Origin of the sequence: Rhizobium hidalgonense, assembly GCF_005862185.2 — a bacterium.
Classification (GTDB): Bacteria; Pseudomonadota; Alphaproteobacteria; order Rhizobiales; family Rhizobiaceae; genus Rhizobium; species Rhizobium hidalgonense.
Genome location: NZ_CP054027.1, coordinates 1,139,110 through 1,164,942 on the forward strand (window position 1 = coordinate 1,139,110; position 25,833 = coordinate 1,164,942).

A 25,833-nucleotide genomic window follows, 5' to 3' on the forward strand; every position below is an offset into this window, starting at 1 on the left:
GTTTCGGGGCGGGCGGTTTTTTCGTCCGCTGCACTATTAACAAGGGAGAGAGAAATGAAGTCCATTATCTCATTGATGGCTGCGGCTGCCTTCGGCGTCGCTTCGTTCGTTGCGCCGGCAATGGCTGCCGACAAGGGCACCGTCGGCATTGCAATGCCGACCAAGGCTTCGGCTCGCTGGATCGACGACGGCAACAACATCGTCAAGCAGCTCGAAGCTGCCGGTTACGCCACTGACCTGCAGTATGGCGACGACGATATTCCGAACCAGCTTTCGCAGATCGAAAACATGGTCACCAAGGGTGCCAAGGTTCTCGTCATCGCTTCGATCGACGGCACGACGCTTTCCGACGTTCTGCAGAAGGCTCATGACGCCGGCATCAAGGTCATCGCTTATGACCGTCTGATCCGCGATTCGGGCAATGTCGATTACTACGCGACCTTCGACAACTTCCAGGTCGGCGTTCTTCAGGCTAACTCCATCGTCGACGGCCTCGGCCTCAAGGATGGCAAGGGCCCGTTCAACATCGAACTGTTCGGCGGTTCGCCGGACGATAACAACGCCTTCTTCTTCTATGATGGCGCAATGTCGGTCCTGCAGCCCTACATCGACTCGGGCAAGCTGGTCGTGAAGTCCGGCCAGACCGGCATGGACAAGGTCGGCACGCTGCGTTGGGATCCGGCAACGGCCCAGGCCCGCATGGACAACCTGCTTTCGGCTAACTACACCGACGCCAAGGTCGACGCCGTTCTGTCGCCTTACGACGGTCTGTCGATCGGTATCATCTCCTCGCTGAAGGGCGTTGGTTACGGTACGGCTGCCCAGCCGCTGCCGATCGTCACCGGTCAGGACGCTGAAATCCCGTCGGTCAAGTCGATCATCGCTGGCGAACAGCACTCGACGATCTTCAAGGACACGCGCGAACTCGCCAAGGTCACCGTTGCCATGGTCGATGCCGTCATGTCCGGCAAGGAGCCTGAGGTCAACGACACCAAGACCTACGACAACGGCGTCAAGGTCGTTCCGTCCTATCTGCTGAAGCCGGTTGCCGTCGACAAGACCAACTACAAGCAGATCCTCGTCGACAGCGGTTACTACTCTGAAGACAAGCTGAAGTAAGACGTTAAGCAAGAGGCCGGAGCCCGCGCTTGCGGGTTCCGGCCTTCGATTTTATGATCGCCAAGCCGCTTGGCGGCGCAAGGCGCTGGAACTTTGACTATGGACAACACCATCCTCGAAATGCGGAGCATCACCAAGACGTTCCCGGGCGTCAAGGCGCTGGAGAACGTGAACCTCAAGGTTCGCAAGGGTGAAATTCACGCGTTGGTCGGCGAAAACGGAGCCGGCAAATCGACCCTGATGAAAGTCCTATCGGGCGTCTATCCCACCGGAAGTTATGACGGCGACATCGTCTATGAAGGCGAGACGCGCAACTTCAAGGTCCTGAAGGATTCCGAAGAAATCGGCATCGTCATCATCCACCAGGAACTGGCATTGGTGCCGTTGCTGTCGATCGGCGAAAACATCTTCCTCGGCAACGAGAATGCCAAGAGCGGCGTCATCAGCTGGGACGAGACGTTCAACCGCACCAAGCAGCTGCTCAAGAAGGTCGGCCTATCCGAATCTCCGAACACGCTGGTGACCGACATCGGCGTCGGCAAGCAACAGCTCGTCGAGATCGCCAAGGCGCTGTCGAAGAGCGTCAAGCTGCTCATCCTCGACGAGCCGACGGCTTCGCTCAACGAACGCGATTCCGACGCGTTGCTGACGCTGCTCATGGAATTCCGCAAGCAGGGCATCACCTCGATCATCATTTCCCATAAGCTGAACGAGATCCGCAAGGTCGCCGACCAGATCACCGTCCTGCGCGACGGCATGACGGTCAAGACGCTCGACTGTCATGCCGACGAGATCAGCGAAGACATCATCATCCGCAACATGGTCGGCCGCGATCTCGAGGACCGCTATCCCCCGCGTTCGGTGCCGATCGGCGAAACCATTCTCGAAGTGAAGAACTGGAACGCCTATCACCAGCAACACCGCGACCGTCAGGTCCTGCACAATATCAACGTCACCGTCCGCAAGGGCGAGGTCGTCGGTATCGCCGGGCTGATGGGGGCAGGGCGCACCGAATTCGCCATGAGCTTGTTCGGCAAGGCCTATGGCCACAAGATTTCGGGCGAGGCGCTGATGCACGGCAAGCCGGTCGACGTCAGCACGGTGCGCAAGGCGATCGACGCCGGTCTCGCCTACGTCACCGAAGACCGCAAGCAGCTCGGCCTGGTGCTCAACGACACGATCCAGCACAACACGACGCTGGTCAATCTGAAGGCGGTATCGAACGCCTCTGTTATCGACAGCGTCAAGGAATCCAGGGTTGCGACCGACTATCGGTCGAAGCTGCGCATCCGTTCCTCCAGTATCTTCCAGGAGACGGTCAATTTGTCCGGCGGCAACCAGCAGAAGGTGGTGCTGTCGAAGTGGCTGTTCTCCAATCCCGATATTTTGATCCTCGACGAGCCGACGCGCGGCATCGATGTTGGCGCAAAATACGAAATCTATACTATCATCAACCAGCTTGCCGCCGATGGAAAGGGCGTTCTGATGATCTCGTCGGAAATGCCTGAACTGCTTGGCACATGTGACCGCATCTACGTCATGAACGAAGGACGCATCGTCGCGGAACTGCCGAAGGGAGAAGCAAGCCAGGAAACCATCATGCGCGCTATCATGCGCTCAGGGGAGAAGAAACAATGACGCCGATCAATCAACCCATCGCTGAGCAGGGGCGTGTCGTCTCCATCGGAGACTACGTTCGCGGCAACATCCGCGAATACGGCATGTTTATCGCGCTCATCGCGATCATGGTGTTCTTCCAGATTTCGACCGGCGGTGTTCTCTTCAGGCCGCTCAACCTGACAAACATCATTCTGCAGAACTCGTTCATCGTCATCATGGCGCTGGGCATGCTGCTCATCATCGTCGCCGGCCATATCGATCTTTCGGTCGGCTCGGTCGTCGGTTTCATCGGCGCCATCGCCGGCGTGATGACGGTGCAATGGCACGTCAATTATGTCGTCGCAGGCGTCGTGTGTCTTGCCATGGGCGCGCTTGTCGGCGGCATCCAGGGATATTTCGTCGCCTATCACAAGATCCCGGCCTTCATCGTCACGCTGGCCGGCATGCTGGTCTTCCGTGGCCTGACGCTGTTCGTGATGACGGCATCAGGGACCGGCACCAGCATTGGTCCTTTCCCGCCGGAATTCCAGCTGATCAGCATCGGCTTCCTGCCGAACCTGTTCGACATGGGCGGCATCAACTCGACCTCGATCATCCTGACCGTCGTCGGTGCCGTCACCCTCTTCTATCTGGCGTGGCGCAAGCGCCTGTCGAACGAGAAGCATGGCAATGACGTCGAGCCGATGGGCTTCTTCCTCGCCCAGAACATTATTGTCTCGCTCGCCATCCTGGGGCTCGGCTACCAGCTGTCGATCTATCGCGGCTTCCCGAACGTGCTGGTCGTCATGCTCGTTCTCGTCGCAGCCTACGCTTTCATTACCCGCCGCACGACGGTTGGCCGGCGCATCTACGCCATGGGCGGCAATGAGAAGGCGACCAAGCTTTCCGGTATCAACACCGAGCGGCTGACCTTCCTGACCTTCGCGAACATGGGCCTGCTGGCTGGCCTCGCCGGCCTCATCGTTGCGCTGCGCCTCAACTCGGCGACGGCCAAGGGCGGTTTCGGCCTCGAGCTCGACGTCATCGCCGCCTGCTTCATCGGCGGCGCGTCGGCCCAGGGCGGCGTCGGCAAGGTGACGGGTGCGGTGATCGGCGCGCTTATCATGGGCATCATGAACAATGGCATGTCGATCCACGGTCTCGGCACCGACTCGCAGCAGATGGTCAAGGGTGCGGTGCTTCTCGCTGCCGTGTTCTTCGACGTCTACAACAAGAACAAGGGCTGAGCGCCTCAAGCGCAGCCCGGGCATTCGCAGTCATAAGAATGATCAACTCCGGCTCCCGAGGGAGCCGGACAGGCGGAGCTTTTTGTTAAGTCTCCGCCGGAACGAGAAGGATCAAAGTCGTGCTTATTTCCCAGATCAAAGGTGCCAACGGAGAGATCGTCGTCACCGTGCGCGAGCAGGGCGGGGCGGCCAGGTCGGTGAAGAATGCCGGCAGCGTCTATGCGCTGGCGATGGAAGCCGCCGACGGCGGCAAGTCGCTTGCCGCTGTTATCGAGGCGCATGGTTACGGTGATGCCGTCGATCTCGATAAGGTCTATGCGGAAGGCCGCTTCCTGCCGCCGATCACCCATCCCGACGCCGCCCACCTGCATCTGACCGGCACCGGTCTGACGCATCTGGGTTCGGCCGCCACCCGCGATTCCATGCACAAGAAGACCAGCGAGGCGGCCGAGGAAACGCTGACCGACTCGATGAAGATGTTCAAGATGGGCCTCGAGAACGGCAAGCCGAAAACCGGCGAAAAGGGCGTGCAGCCGGAATGGTTCTACAAGGGCAACGGCTACGGCACCGCTGCCCCCGGCGCGCCGCTGGTCTCGCCTTCCTTCGCGCTCGACGGCGGCGAAGAGCCTGAAATGGCCGGCATTTACGTCATCGCCAAGGACGGCTCGCCGTTCCGCATCGGCTTTGCCCTGTCGAACGAGTTTTCGGACCACGTCACCGAACGGATCAACTATCTCTATCTGGCCCACTCGAAACTGCGCCCGGCCGCCTATGGTCCGGAAATCCGCATCGGCGCCGCACCCGACGATATTCGCGGCACCTCGCGCATCAAGCGCGGCGACAAGGTGATCTTCGAAAAGCCCTTCCTGTCGGGCGAAGCGAACATGTCGCACACCTTCGCCAACCTCGAATATCACCATTTCAAATACGGCATCTTCCGCGTTCCGGGGGATGTGCATGTCCATATGTTCGGCACGGCGACACTGTCCTTTGCCGACGGCATCAAGGCGGAAGAGGGCGATGTCTTCGAGATCGAAGTCGCCGAATTCGGCCTGGCGTTGCGCAATCCGTTGAAGGTCGCCGCCGAGGAAGAGATCGCCGTCAGGCAGCTCTGATTTTTGAGATCCGGCCGCCTTGGCGGCCGGATCGTGATGTAAACGGTAAAGGAGGCTTGTTCAGCCCATGACCATTTATCAAAACCTGATCGCCGGCGAATGGGTCGGCACGAACGCGACGAAGAACATCAACCCATCCGACACGAACGAAGTCGTCGGCCTCTATGCCGACGGCAGCGCCGAAGACACGAAGAACGCCATCGCCGCCGCCAAGGCGGCCTTCCCGGCCTGGTCGCGCTCGGGCATCTGGGAACGCCACGTCATCCTGAAGAAGGCCGGCGACGAGATCATGGCGCGCAAGGACGAGCTCGGCGCGCTGCTTGCCCGCGAGGAAGGCAAGACGCTGCCTGAGGCGACCGGCGAAGTCATCCGCGCCTCGCAGATTTTCGAATTCTTCGCAGGCGAAGCCCTGCGTCTGGCCGGCGAGGTCATCCCGTCGGTCCGCCCGAACATCGGCGTCGAAATCACCCGCGAAGGCCTCGGCGTCATCGGCATCATCACGCCGTGGAACTTCCCGATCGCGATCCCCGCCTGGAAGATCGCCCCGGCGCTCTGCTACGGCAACACCGTGGTCTTCAAGCCGGCCGAACTGGTGCCGGCCTGTTCGTGGGCGATCGTCGATATCCTCAACCGCGCCGGCCTGCCCAAGGGCGTGTTGAACCTCGTCATGGGCAAGGGCTCGGTCGTCGGCCAGGCCATGCTCGAAAGCCCGGACGTTCACGGCATCACCTTCACCGGTTCCACCGGCACCGGCCGGCGCGTCGCCGCCGCCTCCATCGAGCATAACCGCAAGTTCCAGCTGGAGATGGGCGGCAAGAACCCGATGGTCGTGCTCGATGATGCCGACCTCAACGTCGCCGTGGAGGCCGCCGCCAATTCCGGTTTCTTCTCGACCGGCCAGCGCTGCACGGCCTCGTCGCGCCTGATCGTCACCGAAGGCATCCACGACAAGTTCGTCGCAGCCCTCACCGACAAGCTGAAGACGCTGGTCGTCGACAATGCGCTGAAAGCCGGCACTCATATCGGTCCTGTGGTCGACGAGCGTCAGCTGAAGACCGATACTGATTATATCGAGATCGGCAAAAAAGAAGGCGCCAAACTTACCTTCGGCGGCGAGGTCATCTCCCGCGAAACGCCCGGCTTCTACCTGCAGCCGACGCTGTTTACCGAAGCGACCAACCAGATGCGCATTTCGCGCGAGGAGATCTTCGGGCCGGTGGTCTCGGTGATCCGCGCCAAGGATTACGACGAGGCGCTGGCCATCGCCAACGACACGCCGTTCGGCCTTTCGGCCGGCATCGCCACGACCAGCCTGAAACATGCGACGCATTTCAAGCGCAATTCCGAAGCCGGCATGGTGATGGTCAATCTGCCGACGGCAGGTGTGGATTTCCACGTGCCGTTCGGCGGCCGGAAGGGTTCGTCCTACGGTCCGCGCGAGCAGGGCAAATACGCCGCCGAATTCTACACAACCGTCAAGACCGCCTACACGCTGGCTTAAACAAAGTGTGATGACCCGGATCGTACGAGGCGGTCCGGGAATATGCTGAAGGACAGAGACGATGAAAAAGAAAGCCGAATGGCCGCGCAGGCTGAGGTCGCAGGAATGGTACGGGGGCACGAGCCGCGACGTGATCTATCACCGCGGCTGGCTTAAGAACCAGGGTTATCCGCACGACCTGTTCGACGGCCGGCCGGTGATCGGCATCCTCAACACTTGGTCGGATATGACGCCGTGCAACGGTCATCTCAGAGAGCTCGCCGAGAAGGTGAAGGCGGGCGTCTGGGAGGCCGGCGGCTTCCCGCTCGAGGTGCCGGTTTTCTCGGCATCGGAAAACACCTTCCGCCCGACCGCGATGATGTACCGCAACCTCGCCGCGCTGGCGGTGGAAGAGGCGATCCGCGGCCAGCCGATGGATGGCTGCGTGCTGCTCGTCGGCTGCGACAAGACCACGCCGTCGTTGCTGATGGGCGCCGCTTCCTGCGACCTGCCGTCGATCGTCGTCACCGGCGGGCCGATGCTGAACGGCTATTTCCGCGGCGAACGCGTCGGCTCCGGCACGCATCTGTGGAAGTTCTCCGAAATGGTGAAGGCCGGCGAGATGACGCAGGCCGAATTCCTCGAAGCGGAAGCCTCGATGAGCCGTTCGTCCGGCACGTGCAACACCATGGGCACGGCCTCCACCATGGCCTCCATGGCCGAAGCGCTCGGCATGGCGCTGTCCGGCAATGCCGCGATCCCGGGCGTCGATTCCCGCCGCAAGGTTATGGCCCAGCTCACCGGCCGTCGCATCGTCCAGATGGTCAAGGACGACCTGAAGCCCTCCGAGATCATGACGAAACAGGCTTTCGAGAACGCCATCCGCACCAATGCGGCGATCGGCGGATCGACCAACGCGGTTATCCATCTGCTCGCCATTGCCGGCCGCGTCGGCATCGATCTGTCGCTCGACGATTGGGACCGCTGTGGCCGCGATGTTCCCACCATCGTCAACCTGATGCCGTCGGGCAAATACCTGATGGAAGAGTTCTTCTATGCCGGCGGCCTGCCTGTCGTGCTGAAGCGCCTCGGCGAAGCGGGCCTGCTGCACAAGGATGCGCTGACGGTCTCCGGCGAAACGGTCTGGGACGAGGTCAAGGACGTCGTCAACTGGAACGAGGACGTCATCCTGCCGGCTGAAAAGGCGCTGACATCTTCGGGCGGCATCGTCGTGCTGCGTGGCAATCTGGCGCCGAAAGGCGCGGTGCTGAAGCCGTCGGCTGCCTCGCCGCATCTCCTGGTGCATAAGGGCAGGGCAGTCGTGTTCGAGGACATCGACGACTACAAGGCGAAGATCAACGACGACAATCTCGACATCGACGAGACCTGCATCATGGTCATGAAGAACTGTGGGCCGAAGGGTTATCCCGGCATGGCCGAAGTCGGCAACATGGGACTGCCGCCCAAGGTGCTGAAGAAGGGCATCCTCGATATGGTGCGCATATCAGACGCCCGCATGTCCGGAACGGCCTATGGCACCGTCGTGCTGCACACCTCCCCGGAAGCGGCCGTCGGCGGGCCTCTGGCGGTCGTCAAGAACGGCGACATGATCGAACTCGACGTGCCGAACCGTCGCCTGCATCTCGACATATCCGACGAGGAACTGGCGCGGCGTCTCGCCGAATGGCAGCCGAACCATGACCTGCCGAAATCCGGTTATGCCTTCCTGCATCAGCAGCATGTCGAAGGCGCCGATACCGGCGCCGACCTCGACTTCCTCAAGGGATGTCGCGGAAACGCGGTCGGCAAGGACAGCCACTGAAGCGAGATTTCGGCGAAAGGCTTCTCGATCGGCCTGAGATCTGGGACGTATCGCCGAAGAATGAATATCCGGGCGCCATCCCTGCCGATGGCGCCCGGATATCGTTGCCGCAAAAACGCTGCACGGTTTTGTGCGACCTGCCTTAGCTGGTTATCCGCGGTGCGCTGACGATCTTCAGGAACAGGGCCTCCATGGCCTCTTCAATGCCGTCGGTTGGACTGACCGCAAAATAGAAGCCGGGGGTGGCGCACTCTTCCATTTTCGTGGCGATCTTGCTCTCGAAAGGCTTTACCCAATCGTTGTAAAAGCCGTTGTCGGGCAAGGGCAAATAGGTCGTATAGAGGACGGCGACTTTGATGCCGCGGTCTTTGAGCTTCTTGCAATAATTGGTGTCAATGGGTTCGATGCAGCGTCCGCCGTTTGTTCCCTTGGGGCTGGTGCATCCAGCCGGCTTGTAGCTATCCCCAACACCGTCAGCGACAAAAAACACGATCTTCTGGCGGTCGGCATTGCTGGTGCCCGCGCCGATAGTGCCCTTGATTTCGCCTTCAACACCTTCCAACGCTTTGTCAAAGCTCGTCTGCTGGTCGTTATAGTAGTTCTGAAAGGGAATGCTCATAAGATTGATCATGTCGGTGGCGACCGCCACGGCGCCAAGATCATAGTCCAGGTCGGAAACCTTGAAGAGCTTCGCGTTTTTGGCGTCCTGGGCAGTCTTGCCGAACGTGTATGCGGCGACCCGGAATTGGTTCGGCATGGACTGCGTGTCCTTTGCCTTGGCCATCAAGGCTTTGATGGCGGCGGCCACTACGTCGATACGAATGGTCACGTTGTTCTCGCGCGCGACATTGTAGTAGCTCTTCTTATCCTCCACGCCTTTTTCAGAAACAATGTGGCATGCGAACGCGCAGTTTTTATCTTTGCCGCCATCGTGGCCATTGGCGGTCGCTTTTTTCATGGCGGTGATGTCGTCAGTGGTGGCCGCAACACCCATTGATGGGGTGTTATCCAACAGCATGAAGAAATCCATGTAGGACGGGGTGTCATACTGCGCTGTTGCCGTCCCGGAAACGGGGATCTGCGGAAATCCCAACACCTGCATGAATGTCGTCGGCATCTGGGCGCTAAAGGATACGGTCGAGGTGAGAGTAGCGCCCTTTTTTTGAACGCTGATGTCGACAGCAACGGGAACGTCGCCCTGTTTTTTGGACATCTGCGAAAAGAAGATATTCTGGGCTTCGGATTTTCCGAGCGTGAGCGATCCGTCGCCTGACATCGCGGCGGCTTGCGTTGCCGCATCTGAAGTCTGCGAAATGGATCCCACCGCGGCGGCGTCCGCAGCGGCGTACAATTCGGTCCGAAGCGATAGGGCAGTGCCAAAATCAATGGCCGTACCCGCAGCACCTAGCAGGGGTATGACGAGCAGCGCCGTCATAATTCCGAAATTACCGGATCGGTCAAAAATAAAACGATGCAACATATAAGGCCGCTCTTCCCGGTAGCCGTGTTCGTGGCTGCGTCGCAACCAAATAGCTAGAAGGGATCACTAGCAGGGGAGCATAAACCAAACGAAAACACGTATGGTTGCGTTCTCATTAAATCGCATTCCGGGTGAGGCTGAAGCCCGGGACTCCGGCGCTTCCGCGCGAGATGATGTCGGCGCCTCCGCGATCGAGCTCTCGCAACGAGGACATCCTTGACCCGCCCCTGAGAAACATAAGATAGAAATAATAGGCAGGTTTATTGATGAGGCCAGCAATCTTGTTTTCCCAGTGGGATATCGACGTGCAGAACATGCAGCCGACAAGGTCACTGGAATCCAGAATCTATTCCGTCTATGCCGGCTCGGCAATTCCTCCTATCCCGAAGCCAAACGCCAGTCTGCTTCGCCTTCCGCCGCCGGTCAGCTCTGGCTCTGGCTTTGCATCTGTCCGCCGTCCTCGACCTTTACGGTGACTGACAGCGTTTCGCCCGGCGTGCCGATGCGCATGCCTGAAATCGGGGCGGCGTCGCGGTAGCAGAGACCGGAGGCGATCCTGATGTAACGCACATCCGGGCAGATCTCGTTGGCGGGGTCGAAACCGACCCAGCCGAGGCCGGGAATATGGGCTTCGGCCCAGGCATGGGTCGCCGCCTGTTCGACCTTTTCCTCCATCATCAGATAGCCCGAGACATAACGGGCCGGCACCTGAAGGGCGCGGGCGGCGGCAATGAAGATGTGGGCATGGTCCTGGCAGACGCCGCTCTTCTTCTCCAGCGCCTGTTCGGCCGTCGTCTCGGTGTTGCTGGTGCCCGGTCTATAGGCGACCGACTCATGGATTGCCGCCATCAGCGCATGCATGCGGGCGAGCTCGTTGTCGCCGCCGATGCCCTTGATCAGTTCCTTGACCAGCTTGCCGCTCCTGGTCAGCGGTGTCTCCCGCAGGAAGAGCCAGAGCGGGCAGAAGCCGGTATGCGGGCCGGTGACGCCGTTATTGTCCGCCGTCTCGACCTCGCCTTCGGCCAGAATGCGCGTCACATGCTGGGCGCCTTCCAGCGAGACCAGATTGACGTGGTTGCCATACTGATCGTCATATTCCACCTCGGGGATAGCGCCCTCGACGTTCAGCGACCAGCTGAGCACTTTCTGGACGGCTGAGGTCGGCGGCGTTAGCCGCAGCCGTTGCAGCGAGAATTGCGCCGGTTCGTCGTAGCGGTATTCGGTGAGGTGGCTGATCTTCAGTCTCATGTTCTGATCCGCTTAAACGTAGAACCGGTAGCCGTCGGAAATTTCGGCGCCGAGCTGATTGTTGCGCGAGACGAAATCCTCGAGGAATTCATGCAGGCCTTGATCCATGATGTCGCGGATCGCCCGCGTCTGCAGTGTGGTACGGATCGCATCGGCCGTATCGTGGGCAGGCAGTCGCGCCTCATAATCCTGGGCGAGATAGCCAAGATTACTGACGATCTTCTCGTAACAATAGGCAAGCGAGCGCGGCATTTGGACGTTCAGCGTCAGGAAGTCGGCGATGTTCATCGCCCGGTATTCGCCGTCATAGGCCCAGCTATAGGCACGGTGGGCGGAAACCGAACGCAGGATCGATTCCCACTGGACGTTGTCGAGCGAGGAGCCGACCGCCGAGACTGAAGGCAGCAGGACGTAATATTTCACGTCAAGGATGCGGCTCGTATTGTCGGCCCGCTCGATGAAGGTGCCGATGCGGGCAAAATTATAGAGTTCGTTGCGCAGCGTCGAGCCATGAAAGGCGCCGCGGATGAGGCCGGCGCGACGCTTGATGGCGTCGATCACCTCCGGCATTTCGGCCGGCTTCACGCGCTTTTCGAGCAGCGACTTCAGGTCGATCCAGCATTCGTTGGTCGCTTCCCAGGTTTCCCGCGTCAGCGCCGTGCGCACCATGCGGGCGTTGTTGCGGCCGGACTCGATGCAGGACATGACGCTCGACGGGTTGGCCCGATCGCGCAGCAGATAGTCGATTGCCTCGGCATTGGTTAGCTTCGTATGGCTTTCGTCATAGGCCTCGCGCACGCCGGCACTTTGCAGCACGCCATCCCAGTTGTCGTCGCCGGCGCTGCTGCGGGTCAGCGACATGCGCAGTCCGGCATCGACCAGGCGGGCGATATTTTCGGCGCGCTCGATGTAGCGGAACATCCAATAGAGGCCGTTTGCAGTTCTTCCGAGCATCAGTCCTCCAATACCCAGGTGTCTTTGGTGCCGCCGCCCTGACTGGAATTGACCACCAGCGAGCCCTGCTTCAACGCGACGCGGGTGAGCCCGCCCGGAATGATCTGAACCTTGTCCGACACGAGCACATAGGGGCGAAGGTCGACATGGCGTGGCGCAATGCCCTTGTTGACGAGGATCGGCACGGTGGAGAGCGACAGCGTCGGCTGGGCGATATAGTTGTTCGGCTTGGCCTTCAGCTTCTCGGCGAAATCGGCGCGCTCCTTCTTCGATGCGGTCGGTCCCACAAGCATGCCGTAGCCGCCGGAGCCGTGTACTTCCTTGACGACCAGCTCTTCGAGGTGCTCGAGCACGTATTTCAGGCTTGATGGTTCCGAACAGCGCCAGGTCGGCACGTTTTCGAGCAGCGCCTTGCTGCCGGTGTAGAATTCGACGATCTCCGGCATATAGGAATAGATCGCCTTGTCGTCGCAAATGCCGGTGCCCGGCGCGTTGGCGATCGTGATATTGCCGGAGCGGTAGACATCCATGATGCCGGGGATGCCGAGCGCCGAATCGGCCCTGAAGGTCAGCGGATCGAGGAAATCGTCGTCGACGCGGCGATAGAGCACGTCGATCGCCTCGTAACCGCGGGTCGTGCGCATCTTCACCTTGCCGTCGATCACGCGCAGATCCGAGCCCTCGACCAGTTCGACGCCCATCATGTCGGCAAGGAAGGAATGCTCGTAATAGGCCGAATTGTAGATGCCTGGGGTGAGCACCGCGACGCGCGGCTTGCCGGCGCAGCCGGGAGGCGCGAGCGAAGCGAGGCTCTGGCGCAAGAGATAGGGATAGTCCTCGACGCGCTGCACCTTGTTCTTGTGGAACAGCTCCGGGAACATCTGCATCATGGTTTCCCGGTTTTCCAGCATGTAGCTGACGCCGGAAGGCGTTCGGGCATTATCCTCCAGCACGTAGAATTGATCCTCGCCGGTGCGCACGATATCGGTGCCGACGATATGGGTGTAGACGCCGCCGGGCGGGCGGAAGCCGATCATCTCTGGGATGAAGGTAACGTTGTTTTCGATCAGTTCGCGCGGCACGCGGCCGGCGCGGATGATCTCCTGCTTATGATAGATATCATCGAGAAAGGCGTTGAGTGCGATCACCCGCTGCTCGATGCCCTGGGCAAGCTTGCGCCATTCACGAGCGGAGATGATGCGGGGAATGATGTCGAAAGGAATGAGCTTTTCGGAGCTGTCGGCATGGCCGTAAACTGCGAAGGTGATGCCGGTCTTCCGGAAAATATTCTCCGCATCGCGGGACTTGGCAATCAGATGCGACCGGTCTTGACTGTTGTACCACTCAAAATATTTTTCATATGGCGGGCGAGGACTTTCGTCCCCGGTAATCATTTCGTCAAATGCCAAAGGTGCGGCTCCCCTTTTTTGTTCATTTGAATACAACGCAAATTGCAATGCAAGAACCATGCGCAGTTCGAGGAAAAGATTTTGCGTTGCGGGAAAAGGGGAGGATGCGGGCGTTTGAAGTGGTGCGGCGCAGTGGTTGTTCCGCAATGGCTGCGCAAAATGTGGGCAGGTGATGGTTTTTCGGTCGGTCGCGATGGTTAGGCTGGCGGAACCGCACACATCCTGTGACGAGGAGGGGGCACACGGCGCGCCCGTTCTGCACTCGTCACAGGAACCGCGCCGGTTCCACTCGTCGCTCGTACCCACCCATCAGCTAAATTTCAAATAAGCATCAATGCTTCGCCTTTGACTGCGACTGCCGGGTGCGGCTATCAGCACGGCGAAACCTCCTCTTCCCGAGCAGCCTTATGTCCCTCGATCGCCTTGCCCCCGCTCTCTTCGTCCTACTCTGGTCCACGGGCTGGGTGGTGGCGAAATATGCGGCGCTGCATTCCGAGCCCTTCACCTTTCTTTCAATACGCTATGGGCTGTCGGCGCTCGCTTTCCTGGCGCTTTGCCTGGTGGCGCGGGCGCAATGGCCGAAGAGCCGGGCGACGGCGCTGCGTGCCGTCTATTCCGGCTTCTTCCTTCACGGTTTTTATCTCGCCGGCCTCTGGTGGGCGATCGCCAATGGCGTGCCGGCCGGCATATCGGGCATCATCGCCGCGCTGCAGCCGCTGATGACGGCGATGGCGGCGCCTTTTCTCGTCGGCGAGCGGTTGCAGCAGACACAGAAATTCGGCCTTGGCCTCGGCTTCATCGGCATTGCCATCGCCATTTCGCCGAAGCTGTTCGATTCGGCGACTGCCGATCTCACCCATGCCGCTCTGCCGCTGGCGATCAACCTTATCGCCATGGGTTCCGTCACCTACGGCACGCTCTATCAGAAGAAACACCTGCAATCCGGCGACCTCCGGACCATCGCGACGCTGCAATATATCGGCGCACTGATCCTCACTTTGCCGCTGTCGCTGATCTTCGAACACCAGTATTTCGACGGTACCGCGCGGGCCTATGGCGCGCTCGTCTGGTCGGTCTTCGGCCTGTCGATGGGTGGTGTCGGGCTGCTGCTTTATCTGATCCGCCGGGGGCAGGTCTCTCGCGCCGCTTCGCTCATCTACCTGATGCCGCCAGCCGTGGCGCTCGAAGCTTTCATCGCCTTCGGGGAGCCGCTGACCCTGCCTTTGATTCTGGGGACGGTGGTGGTGGTGACGGGCGTCTATCTGACCAACCGTAGGACAGTCGAGCGTAGGCCTGCCGAGGCGTAAGAAAAGGCCGGGACATGCCCGGCCTTTCCGATTTTCAGTCAACTGAGACTCACGCGCGTTCGCGACGCTGGCCACCGCCATTGCGGGCGCCGGAGCCGCCACGGCGATTGCCGCCGTTGCCGTCGCGGCGTGGTTCGCCGCCCTGGGCCTGTTGCGGGCCGCGGTCCTCGCCGTGCTTGCGGGCCGGACGGCCGTGGGCATGGCGGCCGTTGCCGCGGTGATGGCCGCTCGGCTCGCCATTGGCATGGTGGCCATTGGGGCCGTTATGGGCAGGACGCTGAGGCTTCGCCGAGGGGCGGAAGTCGGAGGTCGAAACCAGATCGTTGTCGGGGCCGAGATTCGGGGCGGCTTCGCCGCGGCGCTGGCCGCGGAAATCCTCATTGCGAGCCGTGCGTTCGGGCCGCGGACGGCGCTCTTGGCGGTTGCCGCGATGCTCGGAGCGACCTTCGCCGCCGCGGCCTTCGCCACCGCGACCCTCGGCGCCGCGACCCTGGCCGTTGCCGCGATTGCGGTTGTTGCCATTGCCGTTGGCGCGGCGCGGGCCGGCGGCGCCGATATGTGCCGGCGCTTCGCCGCTGGCGACCGTGATGTCGATGCCCATCAGGCGCTCGATGTCACGCAGCAGCCTGGCTTCGTCAGGAGCGCAGAACGCAATCGCGATGCCGTCGCGGCCGGCGCGCGCCGTGCGGCCGATGCGATGGACATAGGCGTCCGGCACTTCGGGCAGGTCGTAGTTGTAGACGTGGCTGACGGCCGGAATGTCGATGCCGCGGGCGGCGACATCGGTGGCAATCAGCGTCTTGATGCTGCCATCACGAAAGGCTTTCAGCGCCCGCTCGCGCTGACCCTGGCTCTTGTTACCGTGGATGGAGGCGACGGAATAGCCGATATTCTCGAGATGCTTCATCAGCTTCTCGGCACCGTGCTTGGTGCGCAGGAAGACGATGGCGCGGCCGTCCGGGTTTTCGGTCAGCGACTTGCGGAGCAGTTCCGTCTTGTCGTTCTTGCCGCCGACGAAATGCACATACTGCTCGACCTTGTCGGCAGCCTTGCCGGGTGGCGTGACTTCGACCGTAACGGGATCAACCAGATACTCGCCGGCGAGATCGGCGATCGACTTCGGCATGGTGGCCGAAAACAGCATGGTCTGGCGCTTTTTCGGCACCAGCTTGGCGATCTTGCGCAGATCGTGCACGAAGCCGAGGTCGAGCATCTGATCGGCTTCGTCAAGCACGAGATAACGCACTGTCGTCAGCGTAATCGCACGACGGTTGACGAGGTCGAGTAGTCGGCCGGGCGTGGCGACCAGGACATCGGTGCCTTTTTCGAGCTGAAGCTGCTGCTTGTTGATCGAGACGCCGCCGACGACGACGTTGACGCGCAGATGCGACTTGCGGATAAACTTCTTCAGGTTTTCGGCGATCTGGTTCACCAGCTCGCGGGTCGGCGCGAGGATGAGGGTCCGCGTCGTGCGGTTGTCGGGACGGCGTTCGTCGGCGAGCAGCTTTTCGATGAGCGGCAGGCCAAAGGCGGCAGTCTTGCCGGTGCCGGTCTGCGCAAGGCCGATCAGGTCGCGGCCTTCAAGCAGGAGGGGAATGGCCTGTTCCTGGATCGGCGTCGGCGTTTCGATGCCGAGCTGGAACAAGGTGGCGACGATCGGCTTGGAGACACCAAGCGATTCAAAATTAGTCAAGGCATAACCTTTCGGGGCGCCACAATGACTAGCGCCGGAACGCACCATGCGATCCGGTTTCATTCTGGCGTCAAGAACCCCGCGTGAAGTGGGAACTTGCAAGTTGGAAAAAGCTTTCCAGCGCTTCTGGCCGCTCATTGGGAGTGCGGCGCTCTATCGAAATGCGCTTTTGTCCCTTCTTCCTGCGTTTCGTATTTTCTAGCAGGGGCACGCTCACGCGGCGGCCGGAAGGGTGAAAGCTGAGCCGCATTTGGGCTAGTTTGCTGGAAAAGTCAAGTGCAGTGCACAAAAAGCATTAGCTTCGTTCGGGCGAGGGCATTCTCAGGACGAAACTTTCCGATGCGCTTTCCGCGCCGTTGATCAGGATGGCGATGCGGTGTTCGCCGGGATAATAGCGCCGTGTCGTGATCGGGCGCATGGCGTGGCGGCGCTCGATTGCGTGGCTCTGCCCGGGTGCCAGTGTAACCGTCTTGCATTTGAAGACCTTGGGCGAAAGAGAGCCGTCGGCCTTCACGTGGTGGATGGCATAGTCGATCATCAGCGAGTGCGCGGTCTCGCCGGCATTCGTGACGCGGATTTCGAAATCCAGCCCCTCGCCGAACATCACCTCACCATTGAGGAGGCGCAACTCGCATGCAAGTGACGCGGCCGCACCGAAACCGAAATTGGCAAGCGCCCTCGCATGGCCTTTCTTCAGGAGAGTGCGAGAGGCATGTTTCAACAGCCGGCGGCGCTCGGCGGACGCGCCCACGATGTGGTCGGCGATGAAGGCGGCGACTAGGTCCGGATGATCTTTGGCGATATCGTTCAGGCTGTTGGCGACCGAGCGGCGCACATAATCCTCCGGATCATCCATCAGCGCGGTCAGGATCGGCAAGATCGGCGCCGGGTCCTTCACCAGCTGCGGCAGGCGTATGGCCCAGGGCAGGCGCGGCCGCGTTCCCTCGCTTGCCAGCCGGCGCACATGATAGTCGGGATCGTCGACCCAGGTGGAGATGGTGGCGAGCGCACGCTGCTGGTCGCGATGGATGAATTGCCGGATGCCGAATTCCGCGGTGAAATGCGGCGTCAGCGCCTTGAGGAGATCGAGGCCGAGATCGAAATGATCGGGGCCGTGGGCGGCAATGAACTGGTTGACCGGCAGCAGCATCCAGCCGGAAAGTCCGGGCTTGCCATCGGCGGGCAGGCTCGCCCTCAGGATGGCGGCGGCGTCGGTAAAATCATCAGGAAGCGTGGCGAACAGGGCGTCGCGGATCAAGGCGGAGCGCTCCATCAGTTCCAGTGCCCCGAGGCCATCGGTTGCCAGCGCCACAAAACGGCTTCTGTCGTAGAAGGGTGCGTTGGCGGCGATGCGATCGGCGATGTCGGCGATCAGCGCTTCATGCAACAGGTTCTTGAGCGGTTCCGGCATGCTGCCCTCTCTCCATTCTTCAGCGTGCCGGCGCTGTCGATTTCCTTGGAATGAGTGTCGGAGCCGATATTCGGATGCGGTCGTCGTCTGAATCGTCACCCGCAAGAAGATCTAGGGCGTTTGAGGCAATTTGCTCGAACGGCACACGCAACGTCGTGAGTGGTGTGGGGAGGTGACTAACGATCGGAATGTCGTTGTAACCGACGATCGAGATGTCCTGCGGCACGGAAAGGCCAAGTTTCGTCAGCCCCGACAAGGCGCCGATGGCGGTATTGTCGTTGACGGTGAAAATAGCGGTGGGGCGTGGGCTGAGGTTCATCAGAGTCTCGACGGCGACCGCGCCGGACTCGATGCCGAATGTCGAGGGGATGATGTAGGCGGGAGTCGCAGACAGCCCCGCTTCTTCCAGTGCCTGCTTGAAGCCCTCCACGCGGCCTCGCGAGCTGGAGGCATAGGATGGGCCGGCAATGACGCCGATCCTGCGATGGCCGAGATCAAGGAGGTGGCGGGCCGCCAGATAGCCGCCCAGCCTGTCATCGCCGACCGACGAGAGGCTGTGGCCATCGGTCCGTAGTGCCAGCACGTAGGGAATGCCGCGTTTGGCCAGGTCGTCCGGAAAGTCATCGTCTTCCCGTGCCGTCGAAAGGATCAGTCCGTCGACGCCGCGTTTCAGAAGAGACTCGGCCGCCAGCCGGTCCGCCTTCGGTTTGTCGTCTGTGGTGGCGACGATCGCGAAGCGCCCGGTACGGCTGCAAGCCTTGGCGAGCGCTTCATAAAGCATTGCCATGACCGTGTCGGTGAGCCTCGGCACGATCACTCCGATGGTCATGGTGTTGCCGCGCCGGAGGCTCGCTGCAGAAACGTCCCGGACATATCCAAGCTCTTCGGCTACTTTGCGCACACGGCGCGCGGTTTCGCTGTCGGAGCGCGGAAGCCGCTCATCCAGAATGCGGGAAACAGTGGACTTGGAGACGCCGGCTGCGGCGGCCACGCTGTGAATGGTGATCCGCGGCTGACCGAAAATCTCATCTGCTTTTGAATTCATTGAACCTTTTCCGTTCGAGTCGGCAATCGACGTCCATTTCCGAAGATGCACCAAAAAAGACATTGACTCCAGGGAATTCAAGAACGATAGTGGGAACGTTCCCGCTAACGATCCTAATGGCGATTGTGGTGAACGTCGAACGCATAAGGAGGAGACCAAGATGCAACCGATGGATTTGCGCGGGCTGAGCCCGGCCCCCGTTACCGCTTTCATCCGAGATGGCGAAGTCGATCACAAAGCCAACGCAAAAATCGCCAAATGGCTGGTTTCGATAGAGGGCGTCAAAAGCCTCGTCATCCTCGGCCATGCCGGCGAAGGCACGTTCCTCACCGAAGAGGAGCGCCTTGCTCTCATTCACACTTATGTCGATGCGGTTGACGGTGCTGTACCGATCATTGCCGGAATTACCGGTGAAGGCACGAAAGTCGCTGCTGAAGAGGCCAAGAAGTGCAAAGCCGCAGGTGCTACCGGCGCACTCGTCTATCCCAACCACGGCTGGCTGCGTTTCGGCTTTCAGAAGGGGGCGCCCCAGGATCGTTATAAGGCGATCTGGCAGGAGTCTGGCCTCCAGTGCATCCTGTTCCAGTATCCCGATGCCACCAAGGCGTCCTACGATCTCGATACGCAGCTGGCAATCGCCACCCAGGAAGGCGTCGTTGCCACCAAGAACGGCGTGCGCAACATGAAGCGCTGGTACGTCGAAATTCCCGAACTGAAGAAGGCCAATCCAAATCTGCAGGTCCTGAGCTGCCACGACGAATGGCTGCTGCCGACCATGTTCGACGTCGACGGCTTGCTCGTCGGTTATGGCAATATCGCGCCCGAGTTGCTGATCGACCTGATCAAGGCCGGCAAGGCGCAAGACTATCCCGAAGCGCGCAAGATCTTCGAGCGCCTTCTCCCGGTGACGCGTGCCGTCTATCACCGCGGCTCCCACATGGAAGGCACCGTGGCCTTGAAACTCGGCCTTGTGCACCGCGGTATCCTTGATCACGCGACGATCCGCGAGCCGCTGAAAAATCTTGGGGAAAAGGCCGAAGCGGAGATCTTTGCTGCCTTCGGCGCCGCCGGTATTGGTCGCGTTGACCAACTCCTGGCTGCCGAGTGACCGATTTGCCGCCCCTGCACATGTCGCAGGGGCGCATTCAGATGGGGAGCAGGGAACCCATGGGAGCCCGCAGATGCCGGCACGGCAGCGGGCAAGCTTGAACGTCTGTGAGGCACCGGCGTCAGCGGCCCTGGAGCCCATTGCCCTGATAGGACGAACCGACACGCAGCAGTAACCATCAAGCAGGAGCGCGCCTGGCCGGGAGAGTGGTAGGCTACGGGGCGAGAAGGAGGAACCAATGAATGTCATGCAGCCTATGCAGGCTGACACGGCGAATGTCGCTGATCGTCAGGCCGAAATCAGCGCTCGTCTGGAGCGCCTTCCCATCACCCGCGAGGTCTTCTGGGCGCGCAACATTGTCGGCGCCGCAACATTCTTCGACGGCTACACCGTCATTGCCATCGCTTATGCCATGCCCGTCCTCGTACGCGAGTGGGGCCTGAACCCCGCGCAGACCGGCATGATCCTGTCAATGGGCTATCTGGGACAATTGATCGGTGCGATCCTGTTCGGCTGGCTCGCCGAGAAGGTCGGCCGGCTGAAGGTTCTTTTGTTCACCATCCTGATCTTCGTCAGCATGGATGTCGCATGCCTGTTCGCGGCCGGGGCCGGCATGATGATGGCCTTCCGTTTCGTCCAAGGAATCGGCACCGGCGGCGAGGTCCCCGTCGCCAGCGCCTATATCAACGAGTTGATCGGGTCCAAGGGACGCGGCAAGTTCTTTCTCCTCTATGAGGTCATGTTCCTTCTGGGCCTCGTTGGCGCCGGGCTGATCGGCTACTTCATGGTACCGGTTTACGGCTGGAAGGCGATGTTCGTCGTCGGCCTCGTTCCCGCAATCCTCATGATCCCGTTGCGCTGGTTCCTGAAGGAGTCGCCGCGTTGGCTAGCCGCAAACGGCCGCTACGAAGAAGCAAATGCTATTGTTACCCGCATGGAGGAAAGTGCCCAGGCAGCCGGCAGGGAACTACCGGAACCGAAGCGCGTGCAGATATCGGCCCATCGCAAGTCTGACTGGCGTGAGCTCTTCCAGGGCATTTACCTGAAGCGGACGCTCTCCATCTGGGCGATGTGGCTCACGGCCTATACAGTGGCCAATGGGACGATCACCTGGCTGCCGACGCTATACCGTCAGGTCTTCAACCTCCCGCTTCAAACGAGCATCCTCTATGGGTTCTTGACTTCGCTCGGAGGCGTGATCGCCGCCGTCATCTGCGCGCTGCTCATCGACAGGGTGGGGCGCAAGCGCTGGTACACTGGCGCCCTGCTTCTCGCTCCCTTGCCGCTTCTGGCTCTCGCGTGGCTCGGAGCAACTTCCGCCTTGCAGGTTCTGATCCTTGGCGGCCTTGCTTACGCCATCGTTCAGACCGTCACCTTCTCACTTTATCTCTATTCGGCGGAGATCTATCCCACCCGTCTTAGGGCGATTGGGACGGGAGCCGGCAGCGCCTGGCTTCGCCTGGGATCTTCGCTCGGACCGATCATCGTGGGCACGCTGATGTCTTCCTTAGGCATCCAGTATGTCTTCGCGACCTTCGCCGCCATTCTGATCGTCGGCGCCATCGTCACGATGTTGTTTGCCGTAGAAACCAAAGGCCGGGTTCTGGAGGAGCTTTCCCCGTAACAGATGGAGTTCTGGTCGGAAGCATCGATCTGGCGGGTCAATGCCCGTCGGATCAATTGGTCGTAGTCGGCGGCCCGGCGCCGCCGGGAGGTCAAGCGGCGCCGGTGGCGGCTTTATTTATTCCGGGCAAACTTTGACGCGATAGGGGTTACCCCAATCGTCGTGCCGCCATTCGATATGGCAATAGGACGGCCGGTAGTAGGTCCGGTAGACCGGATAGGGGCGATAAACGGGGTAGGCAGGATAAACAGGGTAGGCGGGGCGGGTGGCTTCGGACAGCAGGGCGCCGCCGACGACGCCGGCGGCAAGGCCGCCCCAGAAGGCATCGCGCGGACGGGCATCGGCGGTGGTGGCGGTGGCGAGCGAGGCGCCGGCAAAGGTCAGCGCGATCAGGCCCGTCGCCATGGTCTTATGAAGAACGGACATATGCTATTTCCTTTCTAGACTGGCTTCCATAAAGCCAGGTTCAGACTCCGCCCGGATCGCGGCGGCGCGATGGCCGCGCAAGTGCTTCCCGCATTAAATTTTCGTCATGATTTCAACAGATACCGGCGTGCCCGGCATGTGGGATTGCCTGTCATGGCAATGTTCATTCAGTCTCGTGGAGGCCCGGGCTGCCAATGTGACGTATCTTCTGCGTGTTGAGCCGGCCCGTAAAATTTCCCTGCTGAAATTTATGGTTAAAACCTTGTTAAAAGCCTTGGCCTTATAGTCTTTGTAGTTGATATTTCATTCATTGCGGGAGCGACCATTTCTTGAAATCAGCCGGGGACATTCTGGAATTGGCTTGCCGCCGGATCGCCGATCTGGACACCCCGGCCTATGTCAAGAACAGCGAACTGCGCTATGTCGCCGTCAACGAGGCCTATGCAGATTTCCTCGGCCGCGAGATTTCCGATTTCATCGGCAGGCGCAGCCGCGAACTCTTCGACCGTCCCGAGGAAGAGGAGCGCGAGGACAAGGAGCGCCGCGCGCTGGTGTTCGGCACCGAGGAAAACGCCATCTGTTTCGATGCCGCGGGCCTCGGCCATGAGCGCATCCAGATCGAAAGCTTCTCGCCATCGCCGGAGCGGATCTATGTGCTCGGCATCTTTGAGGCCCGCGAGCGCCGCGCCGTTACCAATAAGGAGACCGCCGACAGCTCTCGGACTGTAAACGATTTCGGAATTGCCGCCGATTTCGCCCAGCTGCGCGCGGCGCTGGAAAAACTCGATCATCCGATCGGCATCTTTGCCGATGACGGCCGGCAGCTGGTCGTCAATGCCGCTTATCGCGACGGTGGAAGACCTGCGCCCGCCGGCGATTCGGCCTGGGGTGAGAGCGTCAACGAACTGGACGTTCTACGCACCGTGCTCGAGGACCTGCCGGTTGCAGTCTTCGTGCGCGACGACAGGCATCGCCTGGTCTACGCCAACAAATATTACGACACCTTCAGCGGCCATAGCCGTTCCGAAGTCCTGGGACTGACCGAATATGAAATGTTCGGGCGGGAAGGTGGTGAAGCGATCTACCAGGAAAACCTGCTGGCGTTGAAGCACGGCACGTCGGTTGAGATCGAGAGCGAAATGCCGAGCAAGAGCGGCCACCTCTATCCCGTCATCTCACGTGTCAACCGCGTCATGACGACGGATGGGCGAACCTATGTGGTCGGCTCCTTTTCCGATATTTCGGCGCTCAAGGAGCGCGAGAAGGCGCTGATCGCGTCGCGCAAGCAGGAAGAAGTGCTGCATCGGGATATCGAGAGCATCCTGCGTTCGCTGCCGGTCGGCGTGCTGATCCTCGATAACGATCACCAGATTCTCTACGTCAACGACGAATTCTACAGCATCTGGGAGCTGCCGCTCGACGATCCCTTCGACGGCCGCCCCTTCATCGACGTCATTCGCCGCAATTTGGAGCTCGGACGTTACGACGGCACGCAGACGCCGGAGGAGATCTACTCCTTCCGCAAGCATCTGTTCGAGGCCGAAGTGCCCGAGCCGATCGAGCTCGGTTGGGCGGGCGGCAAATCCGTCATCTTCGACAGCCGCCGCATCTCCAAGGACCGTATCCTGCTCACCTATGCCGACATTTCGGCAGTGCGCGAGCGGGAAAAGGAAATCCACGAAACCCGCGCAGCGCTCGAGCGGGTCGGCGAGATGATGCGCGATGCGACGCATGCGATGTCGCAAGGTCTTGCCATCGTCCAGGACGGCATCATCAAGATGTCCAACGAGGCAATGGCCAATATCCTGCAGATCCCGCCCGCCTATATCGAAGCCGGGCAGGGCTGGCTCGGCATGTTCGAATTCTGTGCGGCGCGCGGCGATTTCCACGACGCGGCGGCCGAGATCCTGCAGGGCTGGCGCGACAATATTGCCGCCAGGCTGCCGATTTCCACCGTCTTCCATGTCGGCGGCGAGCGCTGGGTGAACATGGATGCGACGATCAGCGCGGGACAGCATTGGGTAGCGCTATTCACCGACGTGACCGAGCTCAAGAGCCGCGAGGAGGAGTTGCGCCATCTCTTGTCGCGCGCCGAAGCCGCCGACCGCGCCAAATCCGAATTCCTCGCCAATATGAGCCACGAGATCCGCACGCCGATGAACGGCGTGCTTGGCATGGCGGAGCTGCTTGCCAAGACCAACCTCGACACGCGGCAGAAGACTTTCGTCGACATCATCGTCAAATCGGGCAATGCGCTGCTGACGATTATCAACGACATCCTCGACTTTTCGAAGATCGATGCCGGGCAGATGAAACTGCGCAAAGCCGCCTTCGATATCACCGAAGCGGTGGAGGACGTGGCGACGCTGCTCTCCTCGCATGCCGCCGAGAAGAATATCGAACTGTTGGTGCGGGCAGCACCGGATCTGCCCGCCGCCGTGATCGGCGATGCCGGGCGTTTTCGCCAGATCGTCACCAATCTCGTCGGCAATGCCGTCAAGTTCACCGAGCGCGGGCATGTCTTCGTCGATGTCGGCTTCCAGGCGGCTGCGGGCGGCGAGATCATGGCGAGCATTCGCATCGAGGATACCGGTATCGGCATCCCCAGTGAAAAGCTCGAATCTGTCTTCGACAAGTTCTCGCAGGTCGATGCCTCCTCGACCCGGCGGCATGAGGGAACGGGCCTCGGGCTGGCGATCACCGCCGGGCTCGTCGACCTTTTCGGCGGTTATCTCAACGTCGAGAGTGAATGGGGCAAGGGCTCGGTCTTCACCGTCAACCTGCCGTTTGCGGTGGCTGCGGCCCGGCTCGAGCCGAAGCCGCTGCCGATCAACGTGCAGGGGGCGCGCATTCTCGTCGTCGACGACAATGACGTGAACCGGCGCATCTTGACCGAACAGCTTTCGCTCTGGGGATTCGACGGCGTTGCCGCCGAGGGGGGCGGCACAGGTCTTGCGATCCTGGAGGCGGCGGCCGATCTCGGTATCACCGTCGATGCCGTCGTGCTCGACTATCACATGCCTGATATGAACGGCGCCGACGTCGCGCGCCGGCTGCGTGCCGATCGCCGCTTTGCCGAGCTGCCGATCATTTTCCTGACGTCGATGGATATTTCGGGGACGGAAAAGGAATTCGCGGCGCTGAACGGCCAAGCGCATCTGATGAAACCGGCGCGCGCCAACGTGCTGCGCAATACCGTCGTCGAAGTGGTGCGCGCCAGCCGCGTCAAGCAGGCTTCGGAAGCCGAGATTGCCCGGTTGCAGGCGCAAGCGGCCGCACCCGTACCGCCTCCTGCGCCTGCGCCGCAGCAGCGGGCGGCCGAATTCGTCGATGTGCTGGTCGCCGAAGACAATGAGGTCAACCAGATCGTCTTCAACCAGATCCTGCAGGGAACCGGCCTTTCCTTCCTCGTCGTCGCAAATGGCGAGGAGGCGGTCGCCGCCTGGGAGCGGCATACGCCGCGCATCATCATGATGGACGTGTCGATGCCCGTCATGAACGGCCATCAGGCGACCCAGACGATCCGCGAACGGGAAAAGGGGCAGGGGCACCGCGTGCCGATCATCGGCGTCACCGCCCATGCGCTCGAAAGCGATCGCGAGCTCTGCCTCGACGCCGGCATGGACGACTATATGTCGAAGCCGATCAGCCCGGAATTGCTGGAAGAAAAGATCCGGCAGTGGCTCGGCAAGGACGAACAGCAGCCGGGGCGTACGAGCTACTGATTGGGGATAATTCGGCAGCGA

General features: G+C 60.9%; 18 protein-coding genes. 10 read left to right on the plus strand and 8 right to left on the minus strand.

Annotated features, from left to right (window positions below; translation table 11 throughout):
* Positions 1-54: 54 nt before the first annotated feature.
* The 6 genes from chvE to araD all read left to right on the plus strand — a co-directional run bounded on the left by chvE (position 55) and on the right by araD (position 8,382).
* The gene (chvE, locus tag FFM81_RS05325; protein ID WP_003565744.1) at positions 55-1,119 is read left to right on the plus strand and encodes a multiple monosaccharide ABC transporter substrate-binding protein; all 1,065 of its coding nucleotides are present in this window, start codon (positions 55-57) and stop codon (positions 1,117-1,119) included.
* A 99-nt stretch (positions 1,120-1,218) separates the two neighbouring features.
* On the plus strand, positions 1,219-2,757 hold the full coding sequence (gene mmsA / locus FFM81_RS05330; RefSeq protein WP_138384941.1) for a multiple monosaccharide ABC transporter ATP-binding protein: 1,539 nt from the start codon (positions 1,219-1,221) through the stop codon (positions 2,755-2,757).
* Positions 2,754-3,965 (plus strand): multiple monosaccharide ABC transporter permease, encoded by a 1,212-nt coding sequence (mmsB, locus tag FFM81_RS05335; protein ID WP_025416807.1) that lies wholly within the window; start codon positions 2,754-2,756, stop codon positions 3,963-3,965. The genes mmsA and mmsB overlap by 4 nt, the downstream gene beginning before the upstream one ends.
* A 119-nt stretch (positions 3,966-4,084) precedes the next feature.
* Positions 4,085-5,080 (plus strand): AraD1 family protein, encoded by a 996-nt coding sequence (gene araD1 / locus FFM81_RS05340; RefSeq protein WP_138384942.1) that lies wholly within the window; start codon positions 4,085-4,087, stop codon positions 5,078-5,080.
* 67 nt (positions 5,081-5,147) lie between these two features.
* Positions 5,148-6,581 (plus strand): aldehyde dehydrogenase family protein, encoded by a 1,434-nt coding sequence (locus FFM81_RS05345; protein ID WP_003565735.1) that lies wholly within the window; start codon positions 5,148-5,150, stop codon positions 6,579-6,581.
* A 61-nt stretch (positions 6,582-6,642) separates the two neighbouring features.
* Positions 6,643-8,382, plus strand: a complete 1,740-nt coding sequence (gene araD / locus FFM81_RS05350; RefSeq protein ID WP_003565733.1) for an L-arabinonate dehydratase — start codon at positions 6,643-6,645, stop codon at positions 8,380-8,382.
* 142 nt (positions 8,383-8,524) lie between these two features.
* Here the strand turns inward: araD and FFM81_RS05355 are convergent, their stop codons facing one another.
* The 4 genes from FFM81_RS05355 to FFM81_RS05370 form a co-directional block, all read right to left on the minus strand.
* Positions 8,525-9,862 carry a TadE/TadG family type IV pilus assembly protein gene (locus tag FFM81_RS05355; RefSeq protein WP_138384943.1) on the minus strand — a complete coding sequence of 446 codons (1,338 nt, stop codon included), beginning with the start codon at positions 9,860-9,862 and terminating at the stop codon, positions 8,525-8,527.
* Positions 9,863-10,285: 423 nt separating this feature from the next.
* On the minus strand, positions 10,286-11,110 hold the full coding sequence (locus tag FFM81_RS05360; protein ID WP_138384944.1) for a transglutaminase family protein: 825 nt from the start codon (positions 11,108-11,110) through the stop codon (positions 10,286-10,288).
* A 12-nt stretch (positions 11,111-11,122) separates the two neighbouring features.
* Positions 11,123-12,064 (minus strand): alpha-E domain-containing protein, encoded by a 942-nt coding sequence (locus tag FFM81_RS05365; RefSeq protein WP_003565726.1) that lies wholly within the window; start codon positions 12,062-12,064, stop codon positions 11,123-11,125.
* Positions 12,064-13,473 (minus strand): circularly permuted type 2 ATP-grasp protein, encoded by a 1,410-nt coding sequence (locus FFM81_RS05370; RefSeq protein WP_003565724.1) that lies wholly within the window; start codon positions 13,471-13,473, stop codon positions 12,064-12,066. Before FFM81_RS05370 ends, FFM81_RS05365 begins: the two co-directional genes overlap by 1 nt.
* Positions 13,474-13,880: 407 nt before the next feature.
* On the opposite strand from FFM81_RS05370, the gene FFM81_RS05375 reads away from it, so the two are divergent.
* A complete protein-coding gene (locus FFM81_RS05375; protein ID WP_003565722.1) occupies positions 13,881-14,780 on the plus strand; it encodes a DMT family transporter in 900 nt (299 codons plus the stop codon).
* A gap of 49 nt (positions 14,781-14,829) precedes the next feature.
* Here the strand turns inward: FFM81_RS05375 and FFM81_RS05380 are convergent, their stop codons facing one another.
* The 3 genes from FFM81_RS05380 to FFM81_RS05390 form a co-directional block, all read right to left on the minus strand.
* The gene (locus FFM81_RS05380) at positions 14,830-16,521 is read right to left on the minus strand and encodes a DEAD/DEAH box helicase (protein WP_138385013.1); all 1,692 of its coding nucleotides are present in this window, start codon (positions 16,519-16,521) and stop codon (positions 14,830-14,832) included.
* 247 nt (positions 16,522-16,768) lie between these two features.
* Entirely contained in the window at positions 16,769-17,884 is a 1,116-nt protein-coding gene (locus FFM81_RS05385) for a DNA alkylation repair protein (protein ID WP_097537187.1), read from the minus strand.
* Between the two features lie 19 nt (positions 17,885-17,903).
* A complete protein-coding gene (locus tag FFM81_RS05390; protein ID WP_138384945.1) occupies positions 17,904-18,929 on the minus strand; it encodes a LacI family DNA-binding transcriptional regulator in 1,026 nt (341 codons plus the stop codon).
* Positions 18,930-19,089: 160 nt separating this feature from the next.
* Between FFM81_RS05390 and FFM81_RS05395 the strand changes: the two genes are divergently transcribed.
* Together FFM81_RS05395 and FFM81_RS05400 are read left to right on the plus strand one after the other, a co-directional pair.
* Positions 19,090-20,037 carry a dihydrodipicolinate synthase family protein gene (locus FFM81_RS05395; protein WP_173883760.1) on the plus strand — a complete coding sequence of 316 codons (948 nt, stop codon included), beginning with the start codon at positions 19,090-19,092 and terminating at the stop codon, positions 20,035-20,037.
* Positions 20,038-20,275: 238 nt separating this feature from the next.
* The gene (locus FFM81_RS05400; protein ID WP_003565712.1) at positions 20,276-21,661 is read left to right on the plus strand and encodes an MFS transporter; all 1,386 of its coding nucleotides are present in this window, start codon (positions 20,276-20,278) and stop codon (positions 21,659-21,661) included.
* A gap of 117 nt (positions 21,662-21,778) precedes the next feature.
* Here FFM81_RS05400 and FFM81_RS05405 read toward each other — a convergent pair whose 3' ends face one another.
* Positions 21,779-22,087, minus strand: a complete 309-nt coding sequence (locus tag FFM81_RS05405; RefSeq protein WP_003565710.1) for a hypothetical protein — start codon at positions 22,085-22,087, stop codon at positions 21,779-21,781.
* Between the two features lie 329 nt (positions 22,088-22,416).
* On the opposite strand from FFM81_RS05405, the gene FFM81_RS05410 reads away from it, so the two are divergent.
* On the plus strand, positions 22,417-25,812 hold the full coding sequence (locus FFM81_RS05410) for a response regulator (protein ID WP_138384946.1): 3,396 nt from the start codon (positions 22,417-22,419) through the stop codon (positions 25,810-25,812).
* Positions 25,813-25,833: the final 21 nt, after the last annotated feature.